Source organism: Flavobacterium piscis, assembly GCF_001686925.1.
Lineage (GTDB): Bacteria > Bacteroidota > Bacteroidia > Flavobacteriales > Flavobacteriaceae > Flavobacterium > Flavobacterium piscis.
Genome location: NZ_LVEN01000042.1, coordinates 268,010 through 280,474, shown reverse-complemented (window position 1 = coordinate 280,474; position 12,465 = coordinate 268,010). Strand labels below are relative to the sequence as shown.

The following is a 12,465-nucleotide window of genomic DNA, read 5'->3' as shown; positions in this document are numbered from 1 at the left end:
AAATAAATGGGCAAAATCATTGCGATTGCTAATCAAAAAGGAGGCGTTGGAAAGACTACTACATCAGTAAATCTTGCAGCCTCATTGGGTGTTTTAGAAAAGAAAGTATTATTGATTGATGCTGATCCTCAGGCAAATGCCACATCTGGCCTTGGGATTGATGTAGAATCTGTTGAGATGGGTACCTACCAAATACTTGAACACAGTAACACTCCCAAAGAAACCATTATAAAATGTTCAGCTGTAAATGTTGATGTGATCCCTGCTCACATTGACCTTGTTGCCATCGAAATCGAATTGGTTGACAAAGAAAACAGAGAGTATATGCTTAAAAAAGCATTAGAAAGTGTAAAAGACGAATATGATTATATCATCATCGACTGCGCGCCTTCATTAGGTTTATTAACCTTAAATGCTTTAACGGCGGCTGATTCAGTTGTTATTCCTATTCAATGCGAATATTTTGCACTTGAAGGATTAGGAAAATTACTGAACACGATAAAAAGTATTCAAAAAATACACAACCCGGATCTTGATATCGAAGGATTGTTACTTACTATGTACGATTCAAGATTACGTTTATCCAATCAGGTTGTAGAAGAGGTTCAAAAACATTTTAACGATATGGTTTTTGATACCGTTATTCAGCGAAATGTAAAATTAAGCGAGGCTCCAAGTTTTGGCGAAAGCATCATTAATTATGACGCAACAAGCAAAGGAGCGGTAAATTACATTCATTTAGCTCAAGAAATTATAAAGAAAAACAGTAAATAGTTTTTATGACAAAAGCAATTAAAAAACAAGCCTTAGGAAGAGGATTATCAGCATTATTAAAAGATCCGGAAAACGACATTACATCAGTAGAAGACAAAAATGCTGACAAAGTTGTTGGAAACATCATTGAGCTTGAAATAAGTGCTATCGAAATAAATCCGTTTCAGCCTAGAAGCAATTTTAATGAAGAATCGTTACGCGAATTAGCCACTTCTATTAAAGAACTTGGTGTGATTCAACCTATTACTGTTCGAAAATTAGACTTCAATAAATACCAGCTAATTTCCGGAGAACGTCGTTTACGCGCTTCAACTTTAGTAGGCTTAACTCATGTTCCTGCTTACATTCGTATTGCAAACGACAATGAGTCACTAGTTATGGCTTTGGTAGAAAATATCCAGCGTCATGACTTAGATCCAATCGAAATTGCTCTTTCGTACCAACGTTTAATTGATGAAATTCAATTGACTCAGGAACAAATGAGTGAGCGCGTTGGAAAAAAACGTTCTACAATTGCCAATTATTTACGTCTTTTAAAACTGGATCCGATTATTCAAACCGGTATTCGTGATGGTTTTATCAGCATGGGACACGGTAGAGCAATCATCAATATTGAAGATCTGGATATTCAGACTGATATATATCAAAAAATCGTAAGTGACAATCTATCTGTTCGTGAAACAGAAACTTTAGTAAAAAATTATCACGAAAGTTTAAAGCCAAAAGCGGAAGGGAAACCAAAAGCTGAATCTTCTTTTGTAGTTAGAGAAACACAAAAAAACACTTTCAACGATTATTTTGGTGCGAAAGTTGATGTAAAAGTCGCTGGCAACGGAAAAGGAAAAATTACAATTCCTTTTAATTCTGAAGCCGACTTTAATCGAATTATAAAATTAATAAACGGATAGTGAATAAGATTGTCCCCATAAGCCTATTGTTCTTTCTCATAGGAACCGTCTCTCTTTTTGCTCAGGCAAAAGAAGAAACGGTTTTGGTTGTTAAGGACACTAGCAAATTACAAGAAATTGATCCGCTTACTCCGGCAAAAGCAGCTTTTTATTCTGCAATTTTGCCAGGTTTAGGTCAGGCATACAATAAAAAATACTGGAAAATTCCTTTGGTTTACGGAGCAATTGGTACGAGTTTGTATTTTTATATTGACAACAATAACAAATACCGCGATTATCGTAATGCTTACAAACGAAGACTAGAAGGCTACAATGACGACAAATACCAATTTCTTGATGAAAGCCGACTTGTTGCAGGCCAGAAATTCTATCAGCGAAACAGGGATTTATCCGCATTATTTGTTGTTGCTTTTTATGCACTAAACATTATAGACGCCAATGTTGACGCGGCTTTGATTCAATTCAACGTAAACGAAAGACTATCAATGCGTCCGGAAGTATATCCTAACGATATTACTTTCAGACCAAACGTTGGACTAACTTTTAATTACCACTTTTAAATAACTCCTGTTATTTAAACTCAAAAAATACACACAAAATGAAAATTGCGCTTTTAGGTTACGGAAAAATGGGTAAAGTAATTGAACGAATTGCTTTAGAAAGAGGTCACGAAATTGTTTTAAAGAAAGACGAATTCAATACATACGACGGACTTTCAACTGCTGATGTTGCGATTGACTTTAGCGTTCCAACCGCAGCAGTAAGCAACATTTCAAGCTGTTTTAACAACAATGTACCTGTAGTTTCAGGAACAACAGGCTGGTTAGAGCATTTTGATGAAATGATCGCACTTTGCAACGAAAAACAAGGTGGTTTTATATCCAGCTCAAATTTTAGTTTAGGAGTTAATATTTTCTTCGAATTAAATGAATATTTGGCTAAAATCATGTCCCAATTTGATTCTTATAAAGTATCGATGGAAGAAATTCATCATACACAAAAATTAGATGCTCCAAGCGGAACCGCTATTTCTTTGGCAAAAGGAGTGATCGAAAACAGTAATTACGCCAATTGGACTTTAGACGAAGCCAAAAACAATAATGAAATTCACATTGAAGCAAAAAGAATTGGTGACGTTCCCGGAACTCATACCGTAACTTACGACTCAATTGTAGACAGCATCGAATTAAAACATACTGCACACAACCGCGAAGGTTTTGCTCTTGGAGCTGTAATTGCTGCCGAATGGCTTGCTGGTAAAACAGGAATTTACAGCATGAAAGATGTATTAAATTTAAAATAATCAAATTTGAAGAGGAAGGTTTTCAACAGAACAACCTAAAACCTGAAACATAAAACAAAAAAACGATGACACTATATCTTTGGTTCGTATTTTTCTTAGCCGTACAAGTAATTCACTTTTTGGGAACCTGGAAACTGTATGAGGCCGCAGGAAGAAAAAAGTGGGAAGCTGCTATTCCGGTTTATAATTCAATAATTTTAATGAAAATTATTAGCCGCCCAACATGGTGGACTCTATTACTTTTTATCCCGATTATTAATTTAATTATGTTTCCTGTTGTTTGGGTAGAAACCTTAAGAACATTTGGCAAAAAATCTACTTTAGATACTTTACTAGGGATTTTTACTTTTGGTTTTTACATTTATTATGTAAATTATACTCAGAAATTAGAATATAATGCCAACAGAGAATTAAGACCTCAAAATAAAACTGCTGACACTGTAAGTTCTTTACTTTTTGCTGTTATCGTAGCAACATTAGTACATACTTATGTGGTACAGCCTTATACAATTCCTACTTCATCTCTCGAAAAATCATTATTAATTGGTGATTTCCTGTTTGTAAGTAAAGTAAATTATGGTCCTCGTGTACCCATGACAACTGTTGCTTTACCTATGGTTCACGATACCATACCATTCTTAAAAAGAAAATCATATTTAAGCTGGCCGCAATTGCCCTATTTCAGATTACCGGCTTTAGAAAAAATAAAACGATCAGACATCGTTGTTTTCAACTGGCCTGTAGATACTGTTCATTATTTCTATGAGCCAAAAGGAAGACCAGGGGTTATAAAACCTATCGATAAAAAATCAAATTATGTAAAAAGATGTGTTGGTATTCCTGGTGACAGCTTATCAATTGTAGACGGTTTTGTTTTCATTAACGGGAAAAAATTAATTCTGCCTGAAAGAGCGAAACCACAATACTCTTATTCAGTAGCTTTAGACGGAAAAACTCCGGTTGATTTTGAATCATTAATGAAAGAGCTTGATATTACCGATGGCGCTTACATTAAAGATCAGGAAAAAAGAGACACTATCTATTTCAGAGCATTAACAGAAGCGAGTGCTGAACGCTTAAAAAACACTCCAGGAATTACTGCTGTAAAAAGAGAAATTGACAGAGGAAATGACAACGCGATTTTCCCTCATATCAACAAATGGAGTCAGGATAATTTTGGCCCTATTTACATTCCTCAGGCAGGAAAAACCGTTGCATTAACCAATGAATCTTTACCATTTTACAAAGAAATCATTACTAAATACGAAGGCAATACTTTGCAGCTGGACGGTTCACATTTCTTAATAAACGGAAAGCAAGCAACAACCTACACTTTCAAACAAGACTACTACTGGATGATGGGAGACAACCGTCATAACTCTGAAGATAGCCGTTATTGGGGTTACGTTCCAGCCAATCATATCGTAGGGAAACCGGTTTTTATCTGGATGAGCTGGGATACTAACGGAAAAGGAATTAACAAAGTTCGTTGGGACAGAGTCTTCACTACCGTTAATGGTGAAGGACAGCCACAATCCTACTTTAAGTACTTTCTGATTGTTCTTGCACTTTATTTTGTTGGAGAATATTTCTGGAGAAAAAGAAAAGAAAACAAAGCATAAAAAAAATAGTTATTTTTGTTTCAGGTTTCAAGTTTCAGGTTCTTTACGAACGTGAAACTTGAAACCTGAAACTTTTAACGTAAAACTTAACAAAATGAATTCCTTATTACTTCCTACCTATTTTCCGTCGATTAGTCACTTTGCAGTTATGGCTCAATCTGAAAATATCACTTTTGAAATGGAAGATAATTTTCAAAAACAGACCAATAGAAACCGTACTTATATCTATAGTCCAAACGGAATTCAGTTATTAAACATCCCTGTTAAGCATTCGAAATCTGCTCATCAAAAAACAAAAGATGTTTTGATCGAAAATGAATTTGACTGGCAAAAACAGCATTTCAAATCCTTAGAAGCTGCTTATAGAAGTTCTCCTTTTTTTGAGTTCTTTGAAGATGATATCGCTCCTATTTTCGAAAAGCAACATACTTTCCTTATGGATCTAAATATGGAAGTTCTAGAGATAGTAACGAAGTGTTTACGAATGAAATTAGAATTTTCTAAAACAACAGAATATTTTCATGAGGCCAAAAACTTCACTGATTTCAGATTTTTAGCAAACGGAAAAAAAGATCCGAATGTATTTGAAAAATATACTCAGGTTTTTGATGACAAACACGGATTCATCAACAATTTAAGTGTTTTGGATTTACTTTTTAACGAAGGTAAATTTGCAATGGATTACCTAAAGAGCCAGAAAATATTGTAAATCATTTCGACTACATAAAAAATACTATATTTTTATTTGCTGGCACTACAGCATTTATAAAATAAAAAAAAAGGGGATTTCATTATGAAATTCTCCTTTTTTTTATTTTCAGAGTTTACTTACTTTGCTCCCGGAGGACATTTTTCTTCTATAAATTTCAAAAAAGTATCGATCAAATGCTTGCGGGTACCATCACCTTCGTAAATTGAGTGCGAACGATTTGGATAAATCATTAAATTAAAAACTTTATCATATTTAATTAGTTCATTGATCAAAACCTCAGCATTTTTATAATGCACATTATCATCTCCCGTTCCGTGAATATAAAGCAAATTTCCTTTTAAATTCTTCGCATGAGTCACCGGAGAAGCCTGAATATAAGCCGATTCATTTTCATCTGGCAATCCCATATAACGTTCCGTGTATATATTATCATAAAAATGCTGATCTGTAACTGCAGCAATCGCTACCCCCGTTTTGTATATTTCCGGATACTGAAACATCAAATTCAAAGTGACAGCGCCACCACCGCTCCATCCGTGAACAGCAACTCTATCTTTATCGATAAAATTCCATTTCAAAACTTCTTTAGCCGCCATCGCCTGATCACGCGTATTGATAATTCCGATATTTTTATAAATAGATTTCCTCCATTTTGTTCCTTTAAGAGATGGAGTTCCCCTGTTGTCCATTGCAATCCCGATATATCCTTTTGGAATCAAATGATCTATAAATCCATTAAAATACGGCACGTCATTCGCGACAGTAGCTACTGGCTCGCCATAAACATAAAAAAACAGTGGGTATTTTTTAGTTGAATCAAAATCCAGAGGCTTTGCCATTATCCCATCCATTTCAACACCATCAACGGTGGTTACTTTAAATTTTTCTAAAGAAAATGCACGAGCAGGAGCCGTAAAAACATCATCTTCTTTTGGCAGTATTTTTTTATGATCTGAAAGCGAAACTAATCTTACATTTGGATTACGGTTGATATTAGAATTGGTGTGTTTTGCATAAGATCCGTCTGTAGAGAATTCATATTTATTAGTCCCCTCAAAAGCTTCGGGCGTAAGTCTTTTTGTTTTCTTCGAATTCAAATTTGTTTCATACAAATAGCGTTGTGTTGCGTCTGTTGGACTGGCAATATAATAGATAGATTTTGTTTTCTCATTATAGGCTTTAAAATAGGCATCAAACTTTCCGGTTGTAATTAGCTCCTTCTTTTTTCCGTCGCGGCTAATTTTATAAACATGCATCCAGCCATCAGCATCAGAACTCCATAAAAAAGCTTTTCCGTTATCTACAAACTGACATGGAAAACCATCATAAACTCCTGAAGAAATATCGAAAACATCAATCCACTCAGGAGATTTCTCCTGATAAATTAAATTTGCTTTTCCTGATTGAGTGTTACAATTATAAATAGAAGCTTGGTTTTGATGTCTGTTAAGCTGAATTACCATTACTTCATTTGCGGCAACCCATTCCATACGAACCAAATAATTATTATCAGGTTCACCCGGAATATTAAGCCAATTTGTTTTTACAGAAGCAACATCAATAACTCCAATCTTCGCAGCCGAAGGTTTTTCTCCCGCTTTAGGATATTCAACAGGAACAACAAACGGATATAAAGCATCCGTATTATTAATCATCAAATGAAATTTTGTATCTGTTGCATCAACACGCCAAAAAGCAATACTCTTTCCGTCAGGACTCCAACGAAATCCATCTCTTGCTGCTAATTCTTCTTCATAAACCCAATCAAAAGTTCCGTTAATAACCTTATCCGTTCCGTCAGTTGTTAAAGCCGTAATTTTACCTGAAGTTAGATTTTCAAGATAAATATTATGTTTTGAAACATATGCAACATTTTCATTATCACTAGAGAACTTTGCAAACATAAGAGACGATTCTTCTAAGGTTACTCCAAGTTTTCGTCCTTTTCCGGTTACTAAATCAAAGAACCAATAATCTCCTTTTGTATTAGCACGCCATACTTTTTTTGAGTTGGTATAAACCAATACTTTTGTCTTATTTTGATTCCAGACCAACTCTTCGATGTTTCCATTAAAACCAGCGTCCTTTAATTGTTTAGCGGTTAAAACAGTTGTACTCTGATCTATTTTACCTACATCATAAACCAAAATATTCTCAGCTGAATTTACCCAAAATGAATGCGAATTTGGCAGCCATTTTAACTCGTTAATGTCAATATCTTTCTGAGCAAATATACCTGAGCAAACAAAAAGAAGTAATAAAAAATGTTTTTTAATCATGATTTAGTTGGTATTTAGTAATTGTTCAATTTCTTTAATCTTTTAGATTATTCTCTTAAACACAAAGAGCGCAAAGGTTAGAAAAGCAAAGTTCGTAAAGCTTATTAATTAAACTTTAGGAACTCTAAATAAACCTTTGCGCTCTTTTATGGTTAAAAGCACTACTCCATAGAAAGCCTTGCCATTATAGGATAATGATCTGAGTTTTCAAAATCAGGAAAGCTTTCAAATCCTTTTACTTTCATTTTGCTGTCGGTAAAAATATAGTCAATTCGGGCTGGATAATAGCGGAATTTGTAAGTTGCACCAAAACCTTCTCCCGCTTCTTCAAAAGCATCTTTTTGTTTTCCTTTTATACTTCGATACACATACGAAAAAGGGCTATTATTCATGTCACCGCAAATAATAAACGGAGTTTTACATTTTTTAATATTCTCTTTAAATATTTCAGCCTGCTCCTGCTGTTGCCTGAATCCTTTACTTATTCGGGTATAAATCAGCTGCGACTTTTCCTGATTTACATTGTCAATATCATTTGAAATATTACTTACATCAGGCGAAATCTTAATGGATTGTAAATGCATATTATAAATTCTGATAACATTTGTACCACGTTTTATATCTGCATAAATTACGTTATTATCAGACTTAGGAAAAATAATATTTCCCTCATTTATAATAGGAAACTTAGAAAAAATAGCCTGACCTGTTTTTATCTGATTGCCATCTATAAATATATAACGATGAGGATACACTTTTAAGTCGATATGAGCCGAATTGGAGTATTCCTGAATACAGAGAATGTCCGGATCTTGCTCGTCGATAAAAGCCTTTATATTTGACGGAATATCATCTCGGTCCAGCCATTTAAAAACATTAAAAAGACGTACGTTGTAACTCATTACAGAGAAGTCTTTTTCGTCCTTGATATATTCCTTGGCAGAGAATTTATAAAACTTGCTGATAAATGTGATACCCGTCAGCAAAACCAAACCGGACAAAATAAGACGCTTTTTAAACTGAATTGCCCAATAAAAAAAGAAGAACCCATTCAATACAAAAAATACAGGCATAAAAAGTGTAAACACCGATAGAAGCGGAAAACTTCTAGGCGCCAAAAAAGGTAAAATATAAATACTAAATGTTACTACAGTCAGTACTATATTCAAAAAGAACATTATTTTATTAAACCACGAAAGGTTTTTCATATTTTTATGCTAAAAGGATTATTTTCCAGCTTTAAATAAAAACTCTTTTTCTTCTTTTGTTAAACAATCATAACCAGACTGGCTAATCTTGTCTAAAATTTCATCAATTTGTTGTTGCGTTTTGTCTTTCGTAACAATTCTTGAAGTCACTTTTTCTGTAGGTTTTTGGTAATTTTTATGAACTTTTTTGAAAGGGGTCGAAGGGGATCTTTTGAAAAGATTGGTAAAGAAATCTAATGTTCTGGACACTATCTTACTTAAATCTGTTCCGTTTTGAAGCAATTTAATAAATAGAAAACCGAAAACTGCTCCAGCCAAATGCGAAATATGTCCACCGGTGTTCTCTAATCTAAACTGCATTAAATCCAAAACCAAAATTACAGCTGTAATGTGCCAAAGTTTAACGTTGCCAAAAAACATTAAACGCACTCCCATTAAAGGCTGATAAGTCGTTACCGCAACCAGGATTGCCATAATAGCCGCTGAAGCACCAACAATAGAACCTGCTACGTTTGAAAAATAAAAACTTAGCGCAAAAACAACTCCAGAGAAAATTGCACCCAAAATGTACAAACCTAAATATTGCTTTTGAGTAAAAAAGGTCAGGAACAAATTACTGGCAAAATTTAAAACCATCATATTGAACAATAAATGCCAAAACGATGCATGAAAAAAAGCATACGTTAAGAATGTCCACGGTTTAAACAAAAACACATTTGGATCTGATGATAAAGCGAGCCAATTTGGATAAGCAAAACCACCTCCTGAATACTGATAAAAAAATACTAAAGCGATTATAAAACAAGCAACGTTCCAGTAAATAACACGCATTGCTATACCACCTAATTTATATTGTAATTTTAAATCATCAAGAATATTCATAAAAGCTTTTTTTAGTTTTTATTTGCCCTATTAAAGTTAAAAATTAATTCCAACGATTATTATTAAACTGATTTTTTTTCCAGTACCACATAATCAAAAATCCAGTCAAAGCTCCACCAACGTGTGCAAAATGGGCGATACCTGTTCCTCCGCTTCCAAACAAAGAACTTCCTCTGAATCCTAAGAATAAATCAATAAATAAAATTCCAGGTACAAAATATTTAGCCTTAATAGGAATAGGAATAAACATAAGAGCTAACTCAGCATTAGGAAACATAAAAGCGAAAGCTGTAAGTAAGCCATAAATAGCACCAGAAGCACCTACAACTGTACCAATATAAGAATCTGTAAAACTTGAAAACTGCGAAACAGAAACTAAATCCTGCCATCTTGTATCGATTTTACCTTCGCTTAAAAGCTTCATAACATCTGCTTTCTGATACCCGTTAGCCATTAAAACATTCATAGTATCCTGAAAAGAATAATAATTTACTGCTGTATGTAGTAACGCGGCTCCTAAACCACATGAAATATAGAAAAATAAAAATTTCTTACCTCCCCAAAAATGTTCTAATGCTGATCCAAAAGAAACCATTGCAATCATATTGAAAGCAATATGCATAATGCCGCCATGCATAAACATGTGCGTTATAGGCTGCCATGCTCTGAAATTTGGATTTTCAGGAAAAAACATAGCAAAATATTCATAAGAAACCGGCACTAATTGAGAACCAATAAAAAAGATAATATTAATTATCAATAATTGTTTTACAACGGGAGTCATATTCATCATAAGGCAAACTTTTTATCTATATCTTCCACACGCATGGTGATGAAAGTAGGTTTTTGAAAAGGTGAAATATTTGGATCTTTACAGGCAAACAAACCGTTTACCAAATTATCTTGTTCTTTTTCGGTTAAATAAGATCCTGTTTTAACCGCTAAACTTTTGGCCATCGATTTGGCAATTGTATCATTCTGGCTATAACTGCTAGCCGGGATTCCGTCTTGTAAATCACTTAATAATTGTTCTATTACAAGAGAAACTTCACTTTCGGTAATATTTACCGGAATTCCTGAAATCACAATATGATCGGTCTGTGCGTCTTCAAACACAAAACCGGTTGTTTCTAGAGAAGGTTTTAATTCTTCGATTAATGTCATTTCATCAGAAGAATAAAACAAATTCAGCGGAAACAGCAATTGCTGACTCGAAGCCTGGTTTACAGTCATATTAAGCAAAAATTGTTCGTATAAAATACGTTGATGCGCACGTTGCTGATCAACGATTACCATCCCGGATTTTATAGGCGAAACAATGTATTTTTTATGAATTTGATACGTTCCCTGACTTGCCTGCTCAATTTCATTATCATTGAACAAGGACGAAGTTACTTCTTCATTTTCGAATGTAAAAGGTGAGCTTTCTATTGTATCGGTTTCCAGACCAACATATAAACTTTCCCACGTTGCCGTTGGCTCTACTCTTTTATTATATCCCGAATATGAATTTGATCCTGAACCTGAACTAAAACTGGAACCAGAACCTGAGCTTGAACCAGAACTCGATTTAGCATAATGCTGATTGGTTTTATCATCTGTAAACGGATTAAAAGTTCCGTCGACCTGAATTGTTGGCGTTTCTGCCTCTAAATCTTTATAGTGATAGGGCGTGTCTAGATTGGCATCGCGATCAAAATCAAGAACAGGCGCAACATTAAATTGCCCTAAACTATGTTTGATCGAAGCTCTTAAAATAGCATATAACGCTTGTTCATCATCAAACTTAATTTCTGTTTTAGTAGGATGAATATTGATATCGATTGTATTAGGCGGAACTTGTAAAAACAAGAAATAACTTGGCTGTGAACCATCTTTCAAAAGTCCGTCATAAGCTGCCATTACAGCATGATGCAGATAACCACTTTTTATGAAACGATCGTTTACAAAAAAGAACTGTTCTCCCCTGCTCTTCTTGGCAAATTCGGGTTTGCAAACAAATCCCTGAACATTGATGATCTCTGTATCTTCGTTAACCGGAACGAGTTTTTCATTGGTTTTGCCGGACATAATCCCAACAATACGCTGGCGATAACCTGCAGCAGGCAAATTATACATTTCGCTGCCGTTATGGTAAAACGTAAAATGAATATTAGGATGCGCCAAAGCTACACGCTGAAACTCATCCATAACATGACGAAATTCAACTACATCAGACTTTAAGAAATTACGACGAGCCGGAATATTAAAAAATAAATTTTTAACAGCAAACGAAGTTCCTTTTGGTAAAACAGCTACTTCCTGCGAAACAAATTTACTGCCTTCGATGACAATATGCGTTCCCAGTTCGTCCTGATCTTGCTTGGTTTTCATTTCCATGTGCGCAATTGCCGCAATAGAAGCCAATGCTTCTCCACGAAAACCTTTTGTACATAACGAAAACAAATCCTCTGCCTGACGGATTTTAGAAGTGGCATGACGCTCAAAACACAAACGGGCATCGGTCACACTCATTCCTGAACCATTATCAATTACCTGAACTAATGATTTTCCGGCATCTTTAATAATCAACTTAATGTCAGTTGCTTTAGCATCAACAGCATTTTCTAACAGCTCTTTTACGACTGAAGCAGGTCTTTGAACCACTTCTCCAGCGGCAATTTGGTTAGCAACGTGATCAGGAAGTAATTGAATGATACTCGACATTAAGAAAAAATAATTAAAAAGTTAAGGTTAAAATTTTCGAACCAAGAAGCACAAATTTAATGAATTTCTCT

The 12,465-nt window shown here is 34.5% G+C and carries 11 protein-coding genes; 6 read left to right on the top strand and 5 right to left on the bottom strand.

The window, feature by feature from the left end; genetic code table 11:
• The first annotated feature begins 6 nt into the window (after nt 1-6).
• The 6 genes from FLP_RS18650 to FLP_RS18625 all read left to right on the top strand — a co-directional run bounded on the left by FLP_RS18650 (nt 7) and on the right by FLP_RS18625 (nt 5,316).
• Nucleotides 7-774, top strand: a complete 768-nt coding sequence (locus FLP_RS18650; protein ID WP_065450999.1) for a ParA family protein — start codon at nt 7-9, stop codon at nt 772-774.
• 5 nt (nt 775-779) lie between these two features.
• Nucleotides 780-1,682, top strand: a complete 903-nt coding sequence (locus tag FLP_RS18645) for a ParB/RepB/Spo0J family partition protein (protein WP_065450998.1) — start codon at nt 780-782, stop codon at nt 1,680-1,682.
• Nucleotides 1,682-2,242, top strand: a complete 561-nt coding sequence (locus tag FLP_RS18640; protein ID WP_065450997.1) for a DUF5683 domain-containing protein — start codon at nt 1,682-1,684, stop codon at nt 2,240-2,242. Before FLP_RS18645 ends, FLP_RS18640 begins: the two co-directional genes overlap by 1 nt.
• A gap of 38 nt (nt 2,243-2,280) precedes the next feature.
• Entirely contained in the window at nt 2,281-2,985 is a 705-nt protein-coding gene (gene dapB / locus FLP_RS18635; RefSeq protein WP_065450996.1) for a 4-hydroxy-tetrahydrodipicolinate reductase, read from the top strand.
• Between the two features lie 65 nt (nt 2,986-3,050).
• The gene (gene lepB, locus FLP_RS18630) at nt 3,051-4,607 is read left to right on the top strand and encodes a signal peptidase I (RefSeq protein ID WP_065450995.1); all 1,557 of its coding nucleotides are present in this window, start codon (nt 3,051-3,053) and stop codon (nt 4,605-4,607) included.
• A 94-nt stretch (nt 4,608-4,701) separates the two neighbouring features.
• On the top strand, nt 4,702-5,316 hold the full coding sequence (locus FLP_RS18625) for a WbqC family protein (RefSeq protein ID WP_065451196.1): 615 nt from the start codon (nt 4,702-4,704) through the stop codon (nt 5,314-5,316).
• A 119-nt stretch (nt 5,317-5,435) separates the two neighbouring features.
• Here the strand turns inward: FLP_RS18625 and FLP_RS18620 are convergent, their stop codons facing one another.
• The 5 genes from FLP_RS18620 to mutL all read right to left on the bottom strand — a co-directional run bounded on the left by FLP_RS18620 (nt 5,436) and on the right by mutL (nt 12,394).
• Complete coding sequence (locus tag FLP_RS18620) at nt 5,436-7,598, bottom strand: S9 family peptidase (RefSeq protein ID WP_065450994.1); 2,163 nt, start codon at nt 7,596-7,598, stop codon at nt 5,436-5,438.
• A gap of 161 nt (nt 7,599-7,759) precedes the next feature.
• Nucleotides 7,760-8,776, bottom strand: a complete 1,017-nt coding sequence (locus tag FLP_RS18615; protein WP_089477453.1) for an endonuclease/exonuclease/phosphatase family protein — start codon at nt 8,774-8,776, stop codon at nt 7,760-7,762.
• Nucleotides 8,777-8,824: 48 nt separating this feature from the next.
• Complete coding sequence (locus FLP_RS18610; protein WP_065450992.1) at nt 8,825-9,688, bottom strand: rhomboid family protein; 864 nt, start codon at nt 9,686-9,688, stop codon at nt 8,825-8,827.
• A gap of 43 nt (nt 9,689-9,731) precedes the next feature.
• Complete coding sequence (locus FLP_RS18605; protein ID WP_083195905.1) at nt 9,732-10,481, bottom strand: rhomboid family intramembrane serine protease; 750 nt, start codon at nt 10,479-10,481, stop codon at nt 9,732-9,734.
• Nucleotides 10,478-12,394: a DNA mismatch repair endonuclease MutL gene (mutL, locus tag FLP_RS18600; RefSeq protein WP_065450991.1), complete on the bottom strand. Its 1,917-nt coding sequence runs from the start codon at nt 12,392-12,394 to the stop codon at nt 10,478-10,480. The genes FLP_RS18605 and mutL overlap by 4 nt, the downstream gene beginning before the upstream one ends.
• Between the last annotated feature and the right edge of the window lie 71 nt (nt 12,395-12,465).

Excerpts from the sequence above, each read along its gene's own strand:
- FLP_RS18650 (WP_065450999.1), top strand. The coding sequence starts at position 7 with ATGGGCAAAATCATTGCGATTGCTAATCAAAAAGGAGGCGTTGGAAAG.
- FLP_RS18645 (WP_065450998.1), top strand. The coding sequence starts at position 780 with ATGACAAAAGCAATTAAAAAACAAGCCTTAGGAAGAGGATTATCAGCA.
- dapB (WP_065450996.1), top strand. The coding sequence starts at position 2,281 with ATGAAAATTGCGCTTTTAGGTTACGGAAAAATGGGTAAAGTAATTGAA.
- lepB (WP_065450995.1), top strand. The coding sequence starts at position 3,051 with ATGACACTATATCTTTGGTTCGTATTTTTCTTAGCCGTACAAGTAATT.
- FLP_RS18625 (WP_065451196.1), top strand. The coding sequence starts at position 4,702 with ATGAATTCCTTATTACTTCCTACCTATTTTCCGTCGATTAGTCACTTT.
- FLP_RS18620 (WP_065450994.1), bottom strand. The coding sequence starts at position 7,598 with ATGATTAAAAAACATTTTTTATTACTTCTTTTTGTTTGCTCAGGTATA.
- FLP_RS18615 (WP_089477453.1), bottom strand. The coding sequence starts at position 8,776 with ATGTTCTTTTTGAATATAGTACTGACTGTAGTAACATTTAGTATTTAT.
- FLP_RS18610 (WP_065450992.1), bottom strand. The coding sequence starts at position 9,688 with ATGAATATTCTTGATGATTTAAAATTACAATATAAATTAGGTGGTATA.
- FLP_RS18605 (WP_083195905.1), bottom strand. The coding sequence starts at position 10,481 with ATGATGAATATGACTCCCGTTGTAAAACAATTATTGATAATTAATATT.
- mutL (WP_065450991.1), bottom strand. The coding sequence starts at position 12,394 with ATGTCGAGTATCATTCAATTACTTCCTGATCACGTTGCTAACCAAATT.